Here is a 20,848-nt window from a genome sequence, read left to right on the forward strand (position 1 = left end):
GTTTTGTTTTATAGCGGATCAACCTTCAGACAAGATACCGCATGGCGGAAGCTGCCTTCCAGCAATGGACGCGTTTTGGCACACTCCGGCCCGGCTATCGGGCAACGAGTGCGAAACACGCAGCCTGATGGTGGATTGATCGGTGACGGCAGTTCCCCTTCCAGCAACTGAATCTGTTTGTTCTTCTCCAGATCCGGGTCGGGAATCGGCACCGCTGACATCAACGCACGCGTATACGGGTGCTGCGGATTGCTGTAGACCTCATCGTAAGTCCCCAGCTCCACCGCATGACCGAGATACATCACCAACACACGGTCAGAAATGTGTTTAACCACCGCCAGATCGTGCGCGATGAAGATCAGCGACAGCCCCATCTCACGTTGTAGCTGCTGCAACAGGTTCACCACCTGCGCCTGAATCGACACATCGAGCGCGGAAACGGGTTCATCACAAATAATCAGCTTCGGTTCGAGGATCAACGCACGCGCAATGCCGATACGTTGACACTGACCGCCCGAAAACTCATGCGGATAACGGTTGATGAGGTTGGGCAGCAGGCCAACCTTCATCATCATGTTTTTGACCTTGTCCTTCACTTCCTGACGCGGCATCTTGGGATGATAGGTGCGCAGCGGCTCCGCAATGATATCGCCGATGGTCATACGCGGGTTGAGCGACGCCAGCGGGTCCTGGAAGATCATCTGGATATCACTGCGCGCTTTGCGCCACTCTTCCTGACTCTGTCCCAGCAAATCGCGTCCCAGCCACGCCACACGACCATCAGTGGCCTTCACCAACCCGATGATTGCGCGTGCCAGCGTCGATTTACCACAGCCGGACTCACCCACCACGCCGAGGGTTTCCCCCTCGTACAGGCGCAGGCTCACGCCATCCACCGCCTTCAGGGTTTTGGCGGGTTGCCAGAACCACTGCTTGCCATCTTTGATATCGAAATGCACCTTCAGATCGGCGATTTCCAGTAACACTTTTTTCTCAGCTACGGCGTTCATACTAACTCCTCCACCGGCTTGAAGCAGGCGCGCAGACGACCTTCACCAAAAGGTTCCAGTGCCGGGGCTTTGGCACAGACATCCATCGCATGCGGGCATCGCGGTTGGAACGGACAGCCCTGCGGCAGACGTAACAGGTTGGGCGGGTTACCCGGAATCGTCATCAGCGACTCCCCTTCGGCATCGAGACGCGGTACCGCGCTCAGCAGACCAATCGAGTACGGATGCGCCGGTTGATAGAACACATCACGCGCCCGGCCATACTCCATAGTACGCCCGGCATACATCACCAGCACCTTGTCGCAGATCCCGGCAACCACGCCCAGATCGTGCGTAATCATGATGATCGCCGTGTTGAACTCACGCTTGAGTTCGTTCAGCAGCGTCATGATTTGCGCCTGTACCGTCACGTCTAATGCGGTGGTAGGTTCATCGGCAATCAATAATTTCGGACGACACAGCAACGCCATAGCAATCATTACGCGCTGGCGCATCCCGCCTGAGAATTCATGCGGATACATTTTCATGCGTTTGCGTGCTTCCGGCATTTTCACCGCATCGAGCATACGCACTGACTCTTCAAACGCCTGGGCGTTGCTCATCCCTTTATGCAGCTTCAGTACTTCCATCAGCTGTTCGCCAACGCGCATGTAAGGGTTCAGCGAGGTCATCGGGTCCTGGAAGATCATCGCGATCTGCTCGGCGCGCAGTTTATTCAGCGTATTTTCCGGCAGGTTGAGGATCTCCTGGCCGTTAAATTTGGCAGATCCGCCAATGCGACCGTTTTTCGCCAGTAGCCCCATCAGCGCAAACGCGGTCTGCGATTTACCGGAACCCGACTCACCAACGATGCCGAGGGTTTCACCGGCTCGCAGCGAGAAGTTGAGATCGTTGACCGCAGTGACATCGCCATCGTGCGTACCAAAGGTGACACGCAGATCTTTAACATCTAACAACAGGTTGCTTCCCGCACGGGCCGCCATTGCTGGCTGAAATTCATGAATGGTCATCGGGAAACTCCTCAACGATCTTTCGGGTCGAGGGCATCACGCAGGCCATCGCCGATAAAGTTAAAACAGAACAACGTGATCACAAGGAAACCCGCCGGGAACATCAGCAACCAGGGGGAAACTTCCATCGAGTTTGCCCCGTCGCTTAACAACGCCCCCCAACTGCTCAGCGGCTCCTGCGTACCCAGGCCGAGGAAGCTGAGGAAGGATTCGAACAGGATCATGCTGGGTACCAGCAGCGAGGCATACACCACCACCACACCAAGGACGTTAGGTACGATATGGCGCAACACGATGTTCATCGTTGATACCCCACCAACCTGCGCGGCTTCGATAAACTCTTTGCGTTTCAGGCCCAGGGTTTGCCCGCGCACGATACGTGCCATATCCAGCCACGACACCATGCCGATGGCGACAAAAATCAGCAGGATATTACGGCCAAAGAAGGTCACCAGCAGAATGACAAAGAACATAAACGGGAAGGAGTTGAGGATCTCGAGAATACGCATCATCACCGAGTCGGTTTTACCGCCAAGATAACCGGCAGCCGAACCGTACAAGGTGCCGACCAGCACCGCAATCAACGCAGAGGCAATCCCCACCATCAGCGAGATACGGCCACCGATGGCCACGCGCACCAGCAGATCACGCCCGGAAGAGTCGGTACCGAACCAGTGGCCCGAAGTGGTGTCCGGCGGAGCCGACATCATGCCCCAATCGGTATCGTCGTAGCGGAATTGCGACAGCATCGGCGCAAAAATCACAAACAGCGCGATCAGCACCAGCACCAGCAAACTGAGTAGCGCGGCGCGGTTATGAATAAAGCGACGACGCGCATCCTGCCACAGGCTGCGCCCTTCCACTTCCAGCTTTTCACTGAAGGCATCCAGAGCTTCGCTGTTTTTCTTACTTAACATCATGGGCGAACTCCGGCGTCAGTAGCGAATCTTCGGATCGATAACGGCATACAGCACGTCAACGACCGCGTTAAACACAATAGTCAGCACACCAACCAGAATGGTCAGGCTCATCACCAGCGAATAGTCACGGTTCAACGCGCCATTCACAAACAGCTGACCAATACCCGGCAGGCCGTAAATCGACTCGATCACCATTGAACCGGTGATGATGCCGACGAAAGCCGGTCCCATATAGGAGATGACGGGCAGCAGTGCCGGTTTCAGCGCATGACGCAGCACGATACGACGCAGCGGCAGCCCTTTCGCCCGCGCGGTGCGGATAAAGTTGGAGTGCATCACTTCAATCATTGAGCCACGCGTGATACGCGCGATGCTGGCGATATACGCTAACGACAGTGCCACCATCGGCAGCAGCATATATTGCAGTTGCCCACCATTCCAGCCGCCGCCAGGCAGCCAGCGCAGGGTGATGGCGAAGATCAGCACCAGCAATGGCGCTACCACAAAACTGGGTATCACCACGCCGGTCATGGCGACCCCCATCACCGCGTAATCCCATAAACTGTTCTGTTTTAACGCGGCTATCACGCCCGCCGCAATGCCCAGCACCATTGCCAGCACAAAGGCGGCAAGCCCGAGCTTGGCTGATACCGGGAAGGCATGTCCCACCAGATAGTTAACGCTGTAATCCTTATATTTAAAGGAGGGACCAAAGTCGCCATGCGCCAACTGGATCAGGTAATCAACGTATTGTTTGCCGATGGGGTCGTTGAGATGATATTTGGCTTCGATATTGGCCATGACTTCGGGCGCCAGGGTGCGCTCACCCGTAAAGGGGCTGCCGGGGGCCAGTCGCATCATAAAGAAGGAGATGGTGATTAGAACAAAGAGCGTCGGAATCGCTTCAAGAATCCGGCGCAGGATGAATTTTAACATTGCCGTACCTACCAGGCTGTTGCTTCACAAAGTAATGGGCGGTGCCGCAGCACCGCCTCTGTCTGATAGCCTGTGTGCTATTAGTGTTTAATTATATAAAAGTTCTTATCGAGGGTTTTATCCAGCGGATCTTTGCCGGTGTAACCACCCACATAGGTTTTCACCAGACGCGCGTTCACGTAGTAGTAAACCGGCACGATGGTGCTGTCTTTATCCAGGATCTGCTCGGCTTTCTGATAATCGGCAGCACGACCTTTGGCGTCAGGCGCTTTAATTGCGTCTTTGATCACCTTGTCAAATTCTGCGCTCTTATAATGCGAGGTGTTACTGCTGCTGTCAGATACCATGATGTTCAGGAACGACGTTGGTTCGTTATAGTCTGCACACCAGGCGGCACGGGACACATCAAAGTTGCCCTGATGACGGGTATCCAGGAAAGTTTTCCACTCCTGGTTTTCCAGTTTGATGTTCACGCCAATGTTTTTCTTCCAGATAGACGCCGCGGCGATCGCCAGTTTTTTATGCAGATCGGAGGTGTTGTACAGCAGGTTAAACGTCAGCGGTTTATCAGCGGTATAACCGGCTTCAGCCAGCAGTTTCTTCGCTTCTGCGTTACGTTTTTCCTGTGACCACTTGAACCAGTCTGGCGGCAGAATTTCCATGCCATCGGTGGCTGGCGGGGTGAAGCTGTAGGCTGGCTGCTGGCCCTGAGCCAGAACTTTGTTCACCATGATGTCGCGATCAAGGCCGAGTTTCAGCGCAGCACGCACACGCGGGTCAGTGAACGGTGCTTTCTGGTTGTTAATTTCGTAGTAGTAAGTACACAGATACGGGTCAACGTGCAGCTCTTTCGGGTTATCACGTTGCAGCTTTTTGAACAGCTCGATCGGCATGTTGTTGTAAGTCATGTCGCTGCCGTTCTCGGAGAAGAAACGGTTCACATCACTGACTTCTGAGTTGATCGGCAGGAAAGTGACTTTGTTCAGTACGGTATGTGCGTTGTCCCAATATTCCGGGTTACGGACCAGCGTAATACGCTCGTTGATCACATGATCCTGTAATTTAAAGGCACCGTTACCCACCCAGTTTTGCGGCTGCGTCCACTGGTCGCCAAACTTTTCAATTGCCGGTTTGTACACCGGAGACATCACGGAGTTGATTAGCAGTTTGTCGAAATAAGGCACCGGCTCGCTGAGGGTCACTTCCAGCGTATGATCGTCAAGCGCTTTTACGCCCAGATCGGTAATCGGTTTTTTACCGGCAATGATGTCATCAACGTTGGCGATGTGACCATATTGCGGATAGCTGGCGTACGGTGACGCGGTTTTGGGATCAACCAGACGCTCCCAGCTGTAAACGAAGTCCTGCGCTGTTACCGGCGCGCCATTGGACCATTTGGCATTTTTACGCAGATGGAAAGTCCAGACTTTAAAGTCTTTATTTTCCCAGCTTTCAGCAACACCCGGAACCGGTTTGCCATCGCTGTCGCTGACCAACAAACCTTCATACAGGTCGCGCGCCACGTTGTCTTCCGGCACACCCTCAATTTTATGCGGGTCCAGAGATTGGACTTCGTCGCCATTACCGCGCACCAACTCCTGCTTTGCTGCCAATTCAACGCCTGCTGGCACATTTGCTGCCAGCGCGGCATTCCCTGCCAGCGCGCCAATCGCCGCAACCACACCTAAGGCGATCAGGCTTTTTTTCGTGATGTTGTTCATTATTACGCTCCAGTTTTATTATCGTCACCGGGAAGTTAACACCGCCCGGCGTACCCCGTATCCGGGAGATCTCCGCCCTGTCTGGTCAGAGATCGCAATCACCTTTTCAGGTGTTGCCACGGTAACGTGCCGCCCGACTGTAGCGCCGGATCAGCCCATTACTCAATGTTTCTTTATGTAATAGTATTTCAGATTGATGAGATCCTGCGGGTCCTGGCCGGTAAAGCCCCCCACCCAGGGTTTCACCAGTCGCACGCTGACACGGTAATAGACCGGAATGATCGCCGAGTCTTTATCCAGTTGCGTCTCAGCCTGTTGATAAAGCGCCGCACGCGCTGCCGCATCCGACACCGTGAGGGTTTGATTCATCAACTGGTCAAAAGCCGGGCTGCTGTAAAACGCGGTGTTAATTGAGGCACCAGTCAGCAACATATTCAGAAAGGTCGATGGTTCGTTGTAATCAGCGCACCAGGTCGCGCGCACCACGTCGTATTGCGCCTGATGACGTGTTTCGAGTAGCGTTTTCCACTCCTGATTCTGTAGCGTCACCACCGCGCCAAGGTTTTTCTGCCACATAGAAGCCGCAGCAATCGCCTGTTTTTTATTTTGCTCGGAGGTGTTGTACAACAGCGTGAAACGCAGCGGGTGCTGATCATTAAAGCCGGCTTCAGCCAACAGCTTTTTGGCTGCGGCATTCCGTTCGGCCTGCGTCTGCTTAAACCAGGCGGGCGGGGAAAGCGTGATGCCATCGGTAAACGGCGGCGTCAGGCTATACGCGGGAATTTGCCCCTGCCCCATTACTTTCTGCGCGATGATGTCACGATCCAGCGTCAACTTCAGCGCAGTACGCACCCGTGCATCAGTAAACGGTGCTTTCTTGTTATTGATTTCGTAATAGAAGGTGCACAGTAGCGGGCTGACTTTGACCTCATCACCCAGGTCCTGCTGCAATTTATGGAACATATCGGGCGGCACAACGCTGTTGGTCATGTCCGTGCCGCCGCTGCGATAGCGATTAACGTCGCTGTTTTCCGACGACAAGGGCAGATAAACACCCTCTTCAATCACCGTGTGGGCGTTGTCCCAGTAAAGTGGATTACGCTTCACCACGATTTTTTCATTCACCACCCACTGGCTCAGGGTATAAGGACCATTACTGACGTAGTGTTCAGGCTGAGTCCATTGTTCGCCCCACTGCTCCACCGCCGGACGATAAACCGGCTTCATCGCAGTGTTGGCGACCATTGAAAGGAACCAGGGAACCGGCTCAGAGAGCGTAACCTGGAAATGACGGGCATCCAGTGCTTTGACGCCCAGCGCGGTGGGTTTGGCTTTCCCCGACATCACCGCATCAATATTCTCCACATGCGCCGCCTGTAAATAGCTGGCATAAGGGGAAGCGGTTTTGGGATCAGCCAGACGCTGCCAACTGTAGACAAAATCCTGCGCCGTTACGGGTTCACCATTGCTCCAGCGCGCGTTATCACGCAGGGTAAAAGTCCAGACGCGTCCCTGATCGTTCTGCCACTTCTCCGCGACGCCGGGCACAATCTTCCCGTTGTTGTCAGTGTTGACCAGACCATCAAGCAGGCTTTGGATCACATTGGATTCCGGTACGCCTTCGATTTTTTGCGGATCAAGGGACGCCACTTCGCTGCCATTATTAATCACAATGCGCTGAGTGTCGGATAATTGTGTCCCCACAGGAATCTCAGCCGCCTGGCTTTGGCTAAACAAACCCCACAGGCAAAAGGCGAGAGGTGAAAACGCCGTGACCTTCGCTACCTTCCATTTCATCAACAGAAATCAACCCTAAACATAAACCTGATAGCGTGTAAGCAAGAACCGTACACATTTTTGACTATCAGATAAAAAAATTGTGATGGTCCGGAAATTATCAGAACAAATACCCGCACGCCAAAGCTAAACCGCAAAAATGTTAGCTAATTCTCTTTTATCACGTCCTGGTGCGAAGGAAAAGTGTTAATTCTTAACCAGAATTATCACCCAATTCATTGATTTTGATTTGTTTTTATCAATTTCTGCTGACATTCTGCGCATGCGCGACTGGCTTATATCTTAAATGCGTTATATACCATTATTTAGCATTCCAATGGCATATCAATTCACTAAAATAACCCCATGCAGAGGTTTTATTTATATCATTGGCAATTATGCCAGATATGATGCTGTGATAATTATCACAATAAAAAACGAGAATCACACAAGGGAAGGAGACGGCAGTAGCAAAATTGATATCAGCACTGCGCTGTTAAGCATGATGAATAAAAGCACTTAAATGGTGCAATATTTTACCTGATTGCACCATTCAGGATCATCCATTGATGACGTGAGAAAAATTAAGCCAATTTTTAACTTAATAAACCAGGGAAAATGGCTTTTAGTCCGGTGACTACAAATTCAATTCCTAACGCCATCAGCAGCAAACCCATAATACGGGTAATAACGTTGATTCCGGTCTGGCCAAGTACGCGAACCATTAACGGTGCCGCTCGAAACAACAGCCAACAGCAAAAGGCGAATATGGCAATAGCGACGGTGAATCCCAGCAGATTTTGCCAGTTGTGATAACGCGTACTCCAGACGATGGTGGAACTGATGGCACCGGGACCGGCCATCAGCGGCAATGCCAGAGGCACCACACCAATGCTTTCGCGAATCGCGGTTTCTGATTTCTCCTGTTTGTTCTGCTTATCCTCACCCAACTTACCGCTGATCATCGACATGGCGATGGTCACCACCAGGATGCCACCAGCAATGCGGAAGGAATCAATGGAGATACCGAACAGATGCAAAATCGCATCACCAAGGAACAGCGAGGTCCACAGGATGATCGCCACTGCAAGGTTAGCGGTAAGATTGGTTTTATTGCGCTCCGCAGCCCCCTGATAGCTGGTCATGCTGATAAACACCGGGATGATGCCCACCGGGTTCACCAGGGCGAACAAACCGACAAAAAACTTAATATAGCCGGATAGATCAAGTAGCACGGGGGTCACAGTCAGCTCCAGAAATGGTCACAGTGAAAATCGCGCTTAATGTAGTGCAAAAGCCGGGAGAAAAACCAGTGGTTTAAGCAGAAAACTATGCTGCTTTTTTACCTTTAATCCAGTGCATCTGACTGGCGTTAATGGCGAGTTACCACTTTGCTGCTGAGCAGTCGTCATTTTGTGGCGTGCGCGATTACTTTACTTGCGAAAGTGGGTGCTGAAAGGTGTCAGCTTGGGGCAAAATTGATCTGCATCATAATTCTCCTACCTCATCGGGGGTAATCTTACCCCATCGAAACAGAATCCTGAGGCTTTAGTATCCAGACCGGAAAACCTTTTTAGTAAGCAACTGCGAGTTCCCTCGCTTCTCCTGACCAGTGCACGACTATACTTCTGGATCCAGGCTTGTTTACTAAAAAAGTTTAACTTCCTTCAGGAGAACACCATGGCCGTAACTAATGTCGCCGAACTTAATGCACTGGTAGAACGTGTTAAAAAGGCACAGCGTGAATACGCCAACTTTAGTCAGGAACAAGTTGATGCAATCTTCCGTGCTGCCGCGCTCGCTGCTGCTGATGCACGTATCCCTCTGGCTAAGATGGCCGTTGCCGAATCCGGCATGGGCATCATTGAAGATAAAGTAATCAAAAACCACTTTGCTTCTGAATATATCTACAACGCTTATAAAGATGAAAAAACCTGTGGTGTGCTCGAAACTGATGACACCTTCGGGACTATCACCATCGCTGAACCTATCGGCCTGATTTGCGGTATTGTTCCAACCACCAACCCGACCTCTACCGCCATCTTCAAAGCACTGATTAGCCTGAAAACACGTAACGGTATTATCTTCTCACCACATCCGCGTGCTAAGGATGCCACCAACAAAGCCGCAGATATCGTGTTGCAGGCAGCTATCGCCGCAGGTGCACCGAAAGACATTATCGGCTGGATCGATGCCCCGTCTGTTGAGCTGTCAAATCAGCTGATGCATCACCCGGATATCAACCTGATCCTGGCAACCGGTGGACCGGGCATGGTGAAAGCCGCTTACAGTTCAGGCAAACCTGCCATTGGTGTGGGTGCCGGTAATACCCCGGTAGTGGTGGACGAAACAGCGGATATTAAACGTGCGGTTGCTTCCATCCTGATGTCCAAAACCTTTGATAACGGCGTGATCTGTGCTTCTGAACAGTCAGTGATTGTCGTTGACTCCGTGTATGAAGCAGTTCGTGAGCGTTTTGCCACCCACGGCGGCTATCTGTTGCAGGGTAAAGAGCTGAAAGCCGTTCAGGATATCATCCTGAAAAATGGCGCACTGAATGCCGCCATTGTTGGACAGCCAGCGCCTAAAATTGCGGAAATGGCCGGTATCACCGTCCCTGCTAACACCAAAATCCTGATTGGTGAAGTAAAACTGGTTGATGAATCAGAACCTTTCGCGCATGAAAAATTGTCCCCGACGCTGGCGATGTATCGTGCCAAAGATTTCGAAGACGCGGTGGGTAAAGCGGAAAAACTGGTTGCTATGGGCGGTATCGGCCACACCTCCTGTCTCTATACCGACCAGGATAACCAGGGTGAGCGCGTACACTACTTCGGCGACAAGATGAAAACGGCGCGTATTCTGATCAATACCCCGGCCTCACAGGGTGGTATCGGTGACCTGTATAACTTCAAACTGGCTCCGTCACTCACGCTCGGTTGCGGTTCATGGGGCGGTAACTCCATTTCTGAAAACGTGGGACCCAAACATCTCATCAACAAGAAAACCGTGGCCAAGCGAGCTGAAAATATGTTGTGGCATAAACTTCCGAAGTCCATCTACTTCCGTCGTGGTTCTCTGCCAATTGCACTCGAAGAAGTGGCAACGGATGGGGCCAAACGCGCCTTCATCGTTACTGACCGTTTCCTGTTCAACAATGGCTATGCTGACCAGGTCACCCGCGTGCTGAAATCACACGGTATCGAGACTGAAGTGTTCTTCGAAGTCGAAGCTGACCCAACGCTCAGCATTGTGCGCAAAGGCGCTGAGCAGATGAACAGCTTTAAACCTGACGTGATTATCGCCCTGGGTGGTGGTTCACCGATGGATGCGGCAAAAATCATGTGGGTGATGTATGAACATCCGGAAACCCATTTTGAAGAACTGGCCCTGCGCTTTATGGACATCCGTAAACGTATCTATAAATTCCCGAAAATGGGTGTGAAAGCACGCATGATCGCCATCACCACCACTTCCGGTACCGGTTCTGAAGTAACGCCGTTTGCTGTGGTAACAGATGACGCGACCGGCCAGAAATACCCACTGGCTGACTATGCGCTGACTCCGGATATGGCGATTGTCGATGCGAACCTGGTGATGGATATGCCGCGTTCACTCTGCGCCTTCGGTGGTCTGGATGCGGTAACCCACTCGCTGGAAGCCTATGTTTCAGTCCTTGCCAATGAATACTCTGATGGCCAGGCGCTCCAGGCACTGAAACTGCTGAAAGAGAATCTGCCAGCCAGTTATAAAGAAGGTGCGAAAAACCCGGTAGCGCGTGAGCGTGTGCACAATGCGGCCACCATCGCCGGTATCGCGTTTGCTAACGCCTTCCTTGGTGTATGTCACTCAATGGCCCACAAACTGGGTTCTGAGTTCCATATTCCACATGGTCTGGCGAACGCCCTGCTGATTTGTAACGTCATTCGCTACAACGCCAATGACAACCCAACCAAGCAGACCGCCTTCAGCCAGTATGACCGTCCGCAGGCACGTCGTCGTTACGCTGAAATCGCTGATCATCTGGGTCTGAGTGCCGATGGCGACCGTACCGCGCAGAAAATTGAGAAATTGCTGGCGTGGCTGGAAGAGATGAAAACCCAGTTGGGTATTCCGACCTCAATTCGTGAAGCCGGGGTACAGGAAGCCGATTTCCTCGCGAAAGTGGATAAGCTGGCTGACGATGCCTTCGATGACCAGTGTACCGGTGCGAACCCGCGTTATCCGCTGATTGCTGAGCTGAAACAAATCATGCTGGATACCTTCTACGGCCGTGAGTTTGTCGAAGCGACAGCCGAAGTGGCGGAAGCCGTTTACTTACAACCGGTGAAAGTGGTGAAAGCAGAGAAAAAAACCAAAAAAGCCTGAGTTTGAATAATAAAAAAACCCGCCTCGGCGGGTTTTTTATGCATGCAATTTTATAATTCGGGCTGGCGATTCCCGTAAATGGCTTTTAATGATCCTTCATCAATCGCCTGCTTATAATGTTTACGGCAGACAGATATATATCGTTCATTTCCACCGATCACCACCTGCTCACCTTCACTAAAAGGCTTACCGCTGGCGTCGAGGCGTAAAACCATGCTGGCTTTACGTCCACAATGGCAGATGGTTTTCAGCTCAACCAACTTATCAGCCCATGCCAACAGATATTGGCTACCGACAAATAATTCGCCACGGAAATCGGTGCGTAATCCATAGCACAGCACCGGAATATCCATATTGTCGACCACATCCGACAACGCCCTGACCTGTTCGCGCGTCAGAAACTGGCTTTCGTCGACCAATACACAATGAAGTGGTTGACGGGCATGTTCTGCGGCTATTTCCACATCGAGTTGAGTTTCTGCATTATATAAGCAGGCAGGTGATGACAGACCGATACGTGAACTTACCTTGCCCGCACCAAAGCGATCGTCAATTTCAGCGGTATAGACCAGGGTGCGCATACCACGCTCCTGATAATTATAGGATGACTGTAGCAGCGCCGTTGATTTGCCCGCATTCATCGCTGAGTAATAAAAATAGAGTTGAGCCATTGGTAAATCTCTTCAGGGCCAAAATCAGATGCGCGCAAGTCTACCATAAAGGTATCACGCTGTAGCGCAGGATTATTTTTATCATTTGCTCAAATTAACAGCATAAGTTCACTTAACAGAATGCCACTTGAGCACGCAAATAGCACTCAATGATAAAGGAGTGGCCATGCCGACTTTTTATTCATTTTTATTCCTTTAGCGGATCAACTGCATGCCTTCACCGCACCTTTGAACCACAAACTTTAAGGGCTATCGAATACAATGTGACAAGTTAAATAGACTACATCTGTCGCTAAAAATGCCTTCTGCGTTTTAATTTACGTTTTACTTTTTTATCTGGCTATTGCAGTTATTTTTTTCCGCCACTATTATGAGCTGGCAGAACAACTCCCATTAAATATATTTTGAGATTAGGACAATGAGCGAAGCACTTAAAATTCTTAATAATATCCGTACATTGCGCGCACAGGCTCGGGAATGCACTCTGGAAACTCTTGAAGAGATGCTGGAAAAACTCGAAGTTGTGGTGAATGAACGTCGTGAAGAAGAGTCTCATGCGCAAGCAGAAAATGCCGAGCGTACACGTAAACTCGAACAATATCGTGAGATGCTGATTGCTGACGGTATCGACCCGAATGAGTTACTACAGGCTTTATCAGAAACTAAAGTTGCGGGTAAAACCAAGCGCGCAGCTCGCCCGGCAAAATATCAGTATGTTGACGAAAATGGTGAAACCCGTACCTGGACTGGTCAGGGTCGTACACCAGCCGTGATTAAAAAAGCGATTGAAGAACAAGGCAAACAGTTGGACGATTTCCTGCTGTAACCCCACCAGTGCTTAGCAATTTTTGTGATTACACACCCATTTGGTGAATTCACCAGGTAAAAAAAAAAGGAAGCCAGGGGCTTCCTTTTTTCATGCATGATTACGCGTGGTAAAATTCACGATACCAGTCAACAAATTGCTGCACGCCTTCAGCGACGCTGGTTTGTGGCCGGAAATTGATCGCATCATACAATGGTTGCGTATCCGCGCTGGTCTCCAGCACATCTCCCGGCTGCATCGGCATCAAATTCTTATTTGCTTCGATGCCCAGGGCATTCTCCAGTGCCTTGATATAATCCATCAGACTCACTGGCTGGCTATTTCCGATGTTATACACGCGATAAGGTGCTGAACTGCTTGCTGGCGTTCCGGTCTCCACCGTCCATTGCTCATCGGGTTGCGGAATCACATCCTGCAAACGCACAATGGCCTCGGCAATATCATCAATGTAGGTGAAGTCGCGTTTCATTTGCCCGTTGTTGTAAACATCAATGCGCTCACCTGCCAGCATTGCGCGCGTAAATTTAAACAACGCCATATCAGGACGACCCCACGGACCGTATACCGTGAAGAAACGTAAACCGGTAGTGGGCAATTGGTAGAGATGCGAATAGGTGTGCGACATCAGCTCATTGGCTTTTTTGGTCGCCGCATAAAGTGAAACAGGATGGTCAACCGAATCATCAGTTGAAAAAGGCATTTTGCGGTTCAGACCATAAACTGAACTGGACGAGGCGTAAAGCAAATGCCCAATTTTATGGTGGCGACAACCTTCAAGAATATTCAGGTGCCCGATCAAGTTTGCATCGGCATAGGCATGTGGGTTTTCGATGGAATATCGTACCCCTGCCTGCGCGCCTAAATGAATAACCCGGTCGAAACCTTGCTGCTCAAATAAAGAAGAAATGGCCTGGCGATCTGCCAGGTCCATTTTGCTAAAGCTGAATGCGGGATGTTGCGCTATCTGGTCAAGGCGGGCTTGTTTCAGGCCGACATCATAATAGTCATTAAGGTTGTCGATGCCGACAACCTGGTGACCGGCAGCCAGCAGACGCTGACTCACATGAAATCCAATAAAACCTGCTACACCGGTAACCAGAAACTTCATACATCCCTCATCTATTACGCAATTTGAATTGAAGCCCCGCGGCCGATTGCATAATAAACGAAACCGCGTTTGCTGATACGCTCCGGATCATACAGGTTACGACCATCAAAAATCACGGGTTGTTTTAATGCTGTTTTAATCACATCAAAATCAGGGGCACGGAAGTTTTGCCATTCAGTGCAAATCACCAGACCATCAGCTCCCTGCAACGCCGCCTCTTTGGTGCCCATAAGCTTCAGGTCGCTACGGTGTCCGTAGATACGCTGTGCTTCATCCATCGCTTCCGGATCGAACGCCTGAACGGTAGCACCTGCTTCCCATAACGTTTCAATCAGCACACGGCTGGAGGCTTCACGCATATCATCGGTGTTCGGTTTAAATGCCAGACCCCACAGAGCAAAGGTTTTACCACGCAAATCATCGCCGAAGTGACGTTTGATAAAGGTGGGAAGTTTACTTTTCTGTGAATCATTCACATCTTCAACCGCCTGCAACAGACGGGGTTTGTAACCGATAGACTCTGCTGTGCGGATCAGCGCCTGCACATCTTTCGGGAAACAGGAACCACCGTAGCCACAGCCCGGATAGATAAAGTGGTAGCCAATACGGGAATCAGAACCGATACCCTGACGCACCTTCTCAATATCCGCACCCAATCGTTCAGCCAGGTTAGACATCTCGTTCATAAAGCTGATTTTGGTGGCAAGCATGCAGTTTGCTGCGTATTTGGTCAGCTCTGCACTACGGATGTCCATCAAAATCATACGATCGTGATTACGGTTGAACGGCTCATACAGCTCGCGTAACAGCTCAACCACGTCGTCATTGTCGGTGCCAATAACGATGCGCTCAGGACGCATGCAGTCATTAACCGCTGCACCTTCCTTGAGGAATTCCGGGTTTGAAACCACATCAAACGCGATATTAGCATCACGTTTTTTCAGGGTTTCGGTCATCACTGCGCGCACTTTATCAGCAGTACCGACCGGTACTGTCGACTTATCGATAACCACTTTGTGATCATTCATATGTTGCGCAATGGTACGCGCAACCGCAGTCACATATTTCAGATCGGCAGAACCGTCCTCATCCGGGGGCGTCCCCACCGCGATGAACTGCATCACACCGTGGTTGACACCCTCTTCCGCGTTGGTGCTGAACTTAAGGCGACCTGCCTCATAGTTCGACATCACCAGCGGGGTTAAACCGGGTTCATAAATCGGAATGATGCCTTTTTTCAGGTTTTCGACTTTTTTCGCGTCGACATCAATACAGAGAACGTCATGTCCGACTTCGGCTAACACCGCAGCCTGAACCAGACCGACATAGCCGATACCAAATACAGTGACTTTCATTGAATTATCCTGTTTTTAATGGATTACTTTTTGTTTCCTACAGCGCCTTCAAGCCATTGGGTGAAATCTTTACCCAGAACCGGATGACGAACACCGTATTCAACAAAAGCCTGCATATAACCCAATTTGTTACCGCAGTCGTGGCTCACACCTTTCAGGTGGTAAGCTTCAACGGTCTCTTTTTCCATCAGCATGGCAATGGAGTCAGTCAGCTGAACTTCACCACCTGCACCCGGAGGGGTTTTTGCCAGCAGAGGCCAGATATCAGCAGACAGTACATAACGGCCCACTACCGCCAGATTTGACGGGGCTTCAGCGGCTTTCGGCTTCTCAACCACACCGACCATCGGTGCGCTTTGACCCGGAGCCAGATCGGCGCCTTTGCAGTCAACCACGCCGTATGCCGTCACGTCGGCAACCGGCTCAACCATAATCTGGCTACGGCCACTTTCTTCATAACGAGACAGCATTTCTGCCAGGTTGTCTTTCGTCGGGTCGGACTCGTACTCATCGATGATCACGTCCGGCAGAATGACTGCAACCGGCTCATCACCAACCAGCGGGTGTGCACACATCACAGCGTGGCCCAGACCTTTGGCGATACCCTGACGAACCTGCATGATGGTGACATGCGGTGGGCAAATAGACTGGATTTCATCCAGCAGCTGACGCTTAACACGTTTTTCCAGCATCGACTCCAGCTCAAAACTGGTATCAAAGTGGTTCTCGATGGCGTTTTTAGAGGAATGGGTGACCAGCACAATCTCATTAATGCCGGCAGCGATACACTCGTTCACGACATACTGGATCAACGGCTTATCAACCAGCGGTAACATTTCTTTCGGGATAGCTTTGGTGGCTGGCAGCATACGCGTGCCCAGGCCAGCTACAGGGATTACCGCTTTTTTTACTTTTGACTTAAAGGCAGACATCAAGATACCTCTCTTATAGGCCGCTCAAGTTAATACTTGATATGTCGGTTTAAAAATCGAAATTGAGTATATCAGTTACTCTTTGACGGATTTATCCTGGATGAAGTTAATCCGCGGAATTTAAGACTATTACCCAAGTGTAAAGCTAAGCCCTGGTCCTGTCTTCAACCCGCGAAAAATATAAATGTAATCGTTTATTCTTCAGCCGATAACATCAGGCGGAGTCGGCCACCAGCGCCCCATACGTGGCACTGCCAGGACTCGGCGCGTTGGCTAATTTGATTAAGATGCGTACTCCCCATAGTGCCAAGCGGTACGCCATTACTGAGTTGAATTTGATGGGTGTTAATGTGCAGGGTGGCATTCAGACCGGCTGACACCAGAATAAGGTTTTTCAGCTGCCGATGGTAATAACCCACCAGCAGCGGGAATTGACCATTAAGGTTTGCCTGCCGCAACAACATATTGACCTGGCGCAGCAGACCATTTAACTCGGGCAACCGCTGCTTCTGACCGGAAAGTTGTTCCTGCAACAAGCCATTGAATAACGCACGCAGCAACAAGGCCGCCAGTACGCCATTATCGCCCGCCCGGGTGACGTCCAGACAATAAAACGCCAGATCTTTATCTGACAGGGCAGCAATATCCAACACCAGGCCCGGCTGTTCTGCCATAGTGAGTTGTCGGTAATTGATTCGGCAATTGGCAATATTTTGTTGGACCGGAGGCTGCAATTGTTTCAGTAACTTTGCCGCCGCCAGAGGATCGCTCACCAGCGCATCCCAGTCCTGAAAAAGTTGTTCGTCTTCCTCAACTTTTGAGGTAAACATCGAAGGATAGAGGCATTCGTACACCGCTTCGCGAAAACGATCTAGATTTCTCAGCGGTTTAAGCAGTACATCCTGAACGCCAAGGCGTAACACATGGGCAATATCCGCCATGTTCTGGGTAGCGGATATGATGAGGATTGGCACGCTGTTACCCCGGCTGCGGATGCGTTCCACGAACTGAATCCCACCCATACGCGGCATTTCCAGATCGCAAATGACCAGATCAACCGCCTGTGCGGTGAGCAGCGTCAGCCCATCAAGACCATCTCCGGCCTGCATGGTCTGCGCGCCAAGACTGATTAAAAAGTTATCAAGCAACGAACGGAAAACGACCTCATCTTCGACAATGAGTATCTTTTTGCCGATTAGCGGTTTTTCCATTCTCTCCCCCTGCGTACCAGACATTTCAATAGTGGTTCATAAAACGCAGTTGTGCCTTTCAGAATTAACCGAAGTCACAACACCTGTGAATGAACAACCTGACTATCTGCTACGGACCAGCGGTAATAGTTCATCCATTTTTTTCTCGACGGCGGCCTTGCCTGCCGCGATGGCCTCTTCAGCCCGGTGAAAGTCCAGCGTAGAAATTTGCGGACAAAAGGGTTGAATCAGCACATCCGGCGGATCGCCTGCCATACGATTGCGCTTCAGGCGATTTTCCAGCACCTGGATGGAGGTCGACATAATCTCCATAGCTCCAGGCGTTTGATTTGCACGACGCTGGGTAAGTCCCAGTAGTCGCTGACGTAATTTTTTTCCCCAGCTCAATGCTTCTGCTGCCGCCTGCTCCTCACCACTCTGCGGCGTCACTGACAGTAAATCCTGCTGCATCAGATGCGCATCATGCTGGAGATCGACAGCAATCACGATGTCAGCCCCTAACGCACGCGTAAGCGAAATGGGTACCGGGTTGACCACCGCACCATCGACCAGCCAGTACCCATTGTAGCCAACGGGTGGTAATAAGCCTGGCATACTGCATGATGCGCGTACCGCCTGATGCAGGTCGCCATCGGTTAACCACAACTCACGACCGGTACTAAGATTGGTGGCAACGACACCGAAAGGTTTTTCGCATTGCTCAATTAATTCATGGGGTATCAGCTGCCGAACATGGCTGAACACGCGATCACCGCGCAATAGTCCGCCACGTTGCCATGAAAGGTCCATCAGGCGAATCACATCCCAGTAGCGAAAGGCGCTGACCCAGCGTTCCATCATACCAAGACGGCCACTGACATACGCTGATCCCACCAGCGCCCCCACCGAACAGCCGGCGACCACATCAATCTCGACCCCGGCCCGTTCTAACGCATTGATCACGCCAATATGCGACCAGCCTTTGGCGGCACCTGAACCCAGGGCCAGCCCGATCCTCACCTTTCTCATCTCACCTCGGGATTTACCTGGTACGTAGCTTCGCGCCCGACAGTCAGCTACCATAGCGCGCAATCTTTAACTTTAATCACTTTGTGGAGATGACGTGTCCGAAACGTGCCCCTGCTGTAGCGGAAAGCAGTATAGCCTATGTTGCCAACCCTTTCTGACCGGGCAGGCTACCCCGGCAAGCGCCGAACAGCTGATGCGCTCACGCTACACGGCATACGTGGAGAAAAACGCGGCATGGTTGGTCGCAACCTGGCACTCCAGCCAACGTGTGGCCGAACTTGAGACGTTATTATCTGAAAGTTTTTCCGGTACTGAATGGCTGGGCCTGAATGTAACCCGTTGTAATCAGGGAAGCCATCAGAATGAAGCATTCGTGACCTTTTTTGCGCGATACCTCGAAAAAGGACGCACATCGGCCATCTATGAATGTTCACGCTTTCTTCGTGAGGATCAACGCTGGTACTATGTGGACGGAACAACGCCCCCACTGGGGCGAAACGATCGCTGTCCTTGTGGCTCCGATAAAAAATACAAAAAATGTTGTGGCTGATGTGGACATCTGCCCAACAGCATTACCATTCATCGCTTTGACAGGACTCTGATCGAGATGCAAGCGCAAACCATGCAACGAAAAGTTTTACGTACCATTTGCCCCGATGCGAAAGGTCTGATCGCCAAAATCACCAACATTTGTTACAAGCATGAACTCAACATCGTGCAGAATAACGAATTTGTCGATCACCGTACCGGGCGCTTTTTTATGCGCACAGAGCTTGAAGGCATTTTCAACGACAACACCCTGCTTGCGGATCTTGATAGCGCCTTACCGGCGGGTTCAATTCGCGAACTGAACAGCGCAGGTCGCCGTCGTGTGGTGATCCTGGTGACCAAAGAGGCGCACTGCCTTGGCGATCTGTTGATGAAAAGCGCCTTTGGTGGTCTTGATATGGAAATCGCTGCGGTGATTGGCAACCATGAAACGCTGCGCTCGTTGGTTGAACGCTTTGATATTCCCTTTGTGCTGGTCAGCCATGAAGGTCTGACGCGCGAAGAACACGACAACCGCATGGCGGATGAGATTGATCGTTATCAACCCGATTATGTGGTGCTGGCGAAATATATGCGCGTCCTGACGCCCGCGTTTGTGCAACGCTATCCGAACCAGATCATCAACATTCACCACTCCTTCCTGCCGGCGTTTATCGGTGCACGCCCCTATCATCAGGCGTATGAGCGTGGTGTGAAAATCATCGGCGCGACCGCGCATTATGTGAACGACAATCTCGATGAAGGTCCGATCATTATGCAGGATGTGATCAACGTTGATCACAGCTACACCGCTGAAGAGATGATGCGCGCCGGTCGCGATGTAGAGAAGAATGTATTGAGCCGTGCACTGTATAAAGTGCTGGGTCAACGCGTGTTTGTATACGGCAACCGCACGATCATTCTTTAACCACTTTGGCGCTGAACTGCGCAAGCCTTCAGCGCCACGAGTAAAAAGTGGGCAATCGATTCATAAATTTAGTGCGGGCGCTTTACAGATGAAGCGCATTTGGTATTATGCGCCCCGCTTTCAGGCGTAATGATTCAGGCCAGTGGTGGGATTCCCGAGCGGCCAAAGGGAGCAGACTGTAAATCTGCCGTCACAGACTTCGAAGGTTCGAATCCTTCTCCCACCACCATCTGAATCGCCGCGACCTGTTGCCACAATATGCCTTATCCCTGGTGGGATTCCCGAGCGGCCAAAGGGAGCAGACTGTAAATCTGCCGTCACAGACTTCGAAGGTTCGAATCCTTCTCCCACCACCATCCGAATATTCTCGCTTGTTCCTGACTTTCACTCACATTCCCCATATCGCTGATGGAGAAGGATGAGAAGCTTCGACCGAAGGTTCGGGTCGAGCCACGCGAGACAACGCGCTTTAGCGCGGCCCGAAGGGTGAGGCGCTCTGCGCCGAATAATCCTTCTCCCACCACCATCCGAATATTCTCC

The 20,848-nt window shown here is 51.2% G+C and carries 17 protein-coding genes, 2 tRNA genes and 1 other RNA gene; 7 read left to right on the forward strand and 13 right to left on the reverse strand.

Annotated features, from left to right (window positions below; genetic code table 11):
- Window positions 1–8: 8 nt before the first annotated feature.
- From oppF to AC6I8R_RS10925, 7 genes are all read right to left on the reverse strand, one after another.
- Window positions 9–1,010: a murein tripeptide/oligopeptide ABC transporter ATP binding protein OppF gene (oppF, locus tag AC6I8R_RS10895; RefSeq protein WP_021183066.1), complete on the reverse strand. Its 1,002-nt coding sequence runs from the start codon at window positions 1,008–1,010 to the stop codon at window positions 9–11.
- Window positions 1,007–2,020, reverse strand: coding sequence for an ABC transporter ATP-binding protein (locus tag AC6I8R_RS10900; RefSeq protein ID WP_021183065.1), 1,014 nt, complete (start codon window positions 2,018–2,020; stop codon window positions 1,007–1,009). Before AC6I8R_RS10900 ends, oppF begins: the two co-directional genes overlap by 4 nt.
- An 11-nt stretch (window positions 2,021–2,031) precedes the next feature.
- Entirely contained in the window at window positions 2,032–2,940 is a 909-nt protein-coding gene (oppC, locus tag AC6I8R_RS10905) for an oligopeptide ABC transporter permease OppC (protein WP_036625040.1), read from the reverse strand.
- Between the two features lie 15 nt (window positions 2,941–2,955).
- Window positions 2,956–3,876 (reverse strand): oligopeptide ABC transporter permease OppB, encoded by a 921-nt coding sequence (gene oppB, locus AC6I8R_RS10910; RefSeq protein ID WP_013509342.1) that lies wholly within the window; start codon window positions 3,874–3,876, stop codon window positions 2,956–2,958.
- 80 nt (window positions 3,877–3,956) lie between these two features.
- The gene (gene oppA, locus AC6I8R_RS10915) at window positions 3,957–5,597 is read right to left on the reverse strand and encodes an oligopeptide ABC transporter substrate-binding protein OppA (protein ID WP_208723532.1); all 1,641 of its coding nucleotides are present in this window, start codon (window positions 5,595–5,597) and stop codon (window positions 3,957–3,959) included.
- A gap of 162 nt (window positions 5,598–5,759) precedes the next feature.
- Window positions 5,760–7,394: an ABC transporter substrate-binding protein gene (locus tag AC6I8R_RS10920; protein ID WP_497832248.1), complete on the reverse strand. Its 1,635-nt coding sequence runs from the start codon at window positions 7,392–7,394 to the stop codon at window positions 5,760–5,762.
- Window positions 7,395–7,969: 575 nt separating this feature from the next.
- On the reverse strand, window positions 7,970–8,617 hold the full coding sequence (locus tag AC6I8R_RS10925) for a YchE family NAAT transporter (RefSeq protein ID WP_021183061.1): 648 nt from the start codon (window positions 8,615–8,617) through the stop codon (window positions 7,970–7,972).
- Window positions 8,618–9,053: 436 nt separating this feature from the next.
- Here AC6I8R_RS10925 and adhE point away from each other — a divergent pair, with 436 nt between their 5' ends.
- Window positions 9,054–11,741, forward strand: coding sequence for a bifunctional acetaldehyde-CoA/alcohol dehydrogenase (adhE, locus tag AC6I8R_RS10930; protein ID WP_497832249.1), 2,688 nt, complete (start codon window positions 9,054–9,056; stop codon window positions 11,739–11,741).
- 50 nt (window positions 11,742–11,791) lie between these two features.
- Here adhE and tdk read toward each other — a convergent pair whose 3' ends face one another.
- A complete protein-coding gene (gene tdk / locus AC6I8R_RS10935) occupies window positions 11,792–12,412 on the reverse strand; it encodes a thymidine kinase (RefSeq protein ID WP_021183059.1) in 621 nt (206 codons plus the stop codon).
- 418 nt (window positions 12,413–12,830) lie between these two features.
- Between tdk and hns the strand changes: the two genes are divergently transcribed.
- Window positions 12,831–13,238 carry a histone-like nucleoid-structuring protein H-NS gene (gene hns / locus AC6I8R_RS10940; protein WP_036625038.1) on the forward strand — a complete coding sequence of 136 codons (408 nt, stop codon included), beginning with the start codon at window positions 12,831–12,833 and terminating at the stop codon, window positions 13,236–13,238.
- Between the two features lie 100 nt (window positions 13,239–13,338).
- Here the strand turns inward: hns and AC6I8R_RS10945 are convergent, their stop codons facing one another.
- The 5 genes from AC6I8R_RS10945 to rssA form a co-directional block, all read right to left on the reverse strand.
- Window positions 13,339–14,346, reverse strand: a complete 1,008-nt coding sequence (locus AC6I8R_RS10945; protein ID WP_021183057.1) for an NAD-dependent epimerase — start codon at window positions 14,344–14,346, stop codon at window positions 13,339–13,341.
- Between the two features lie 14 nt (window positions 14,347–14,360).
- Entirely contained in the window at window positions 14,361–15,701 is a 1,341-nt protein-coding gene (locus tag AC6I8R_RS10950) for a UDP-glucose dehydrogenase family protein (protein WP_021183056.1), read from the reverse strand.
- 23 nt (window positions 15,702–15,724) lie between these two features.
- The gene (gene galU, locus AC6I8R_RS10955; protein ID WP_021183055.1) at window positions 15,725–16,633 is read right to left on the reverse strand and encodes a UTP--glucose-1-phosphate uridylyltransferase GalU; all 909 of its coding nucleotides are present in this window, start codon (window positions 16,631–16,633) and stop codon (window positions 15,725–15,727) included.
- Window positions 16,634–16,827: 194 nt separating this feature from the next.
- Window positions 16,828–17,844 carry a two-component system response regulator RssB gene (rssB, locus tag AC6I8R_RS10960; protein WP_021183054.1) on the reverse strand — a complete coding sequence of 339 codons (1,017 nt, stop codon included), beginning with the start codon at window positions 17,842–17,844 and terminating at the stop codon, window positions 16,828–16,830.
- A gap of 102 nt (window positions 17,845–17,946) precedes the next feature.
- On the reverse strand, window positions 17,947–18,852 hold the full coding sequence (rssA, locus tag AC6I8R_RS10965; protein ID WP_036625018.1) for a patatin-like phospholipase RssA: 906 nt from the start codon (window positions 18,850–18,852) through the stop codon (window positions 17,947–17,949).
- A 94-nt stretch (window positions 18,853–18,946) separates the two neighbouring features.
- Here rssA and AC6I8R_RS10970 point away from each other — a divergent pair, with 94 nt between their 5' ends.
- The 5 genes from AC6I8R_RS10970 (at window position 18,947) to AC6I8R_RS10990 (ending at window position 20,834) form a co-directional block, all read left to right on the forward strand.
- On the forward strand, window positions 18,947–19,402 hold the full coding sequence (locus AC6I8R_RS10970; RefSeq protein ID WP_036625016.1) for a YchJ family protein: 456 nt from the start codon (window positions 18,947–18,949) through the stop codon (window positions 19,400–19,402).
- A 57-nt stretch (window positions 19,403–19,459) separates the two neighbouring features.
- On the forward strand, window positions 19,460–20,308 hold the full coding sequence (gene purU, locus AC6I8R_RS10975) for a formyltetrahydrofolate deformylase (protein WP_021183052.1): 849 nt from the start codon (window positions 19,460–19,462) through the stop codon (window positions 20,306–20,308).
- Window positions 20,309–20,452: 144 nt separating this feature from the next.
- Window positions 20,453–20,537, forward strand: a tRNA-Tyr gene (locus tag AC6I8R_RS10980).
- Window positions 20,538–20,579: 42 nt separating this feature from the next.
- Window positions 20,580–20,664 (forward strand) — tRNA-Tyr (locus tag AC6I8R_RS10985).
- A gap of 41 nt (window positions 20,665–20,705) precedes the next feature.
- Window positions 20,706–20,834: non-coding RNA, RtT sRNA (locus tag AC6I8R_RS10990), on the forward strand.
- The last annotated feature ends 14 nt before the right edge of the window (window positions 20,835–20,848 follow it).

Source organism: Pantoea sp. X-Soil-OKNW-713 (assembly GCF_059730685.1).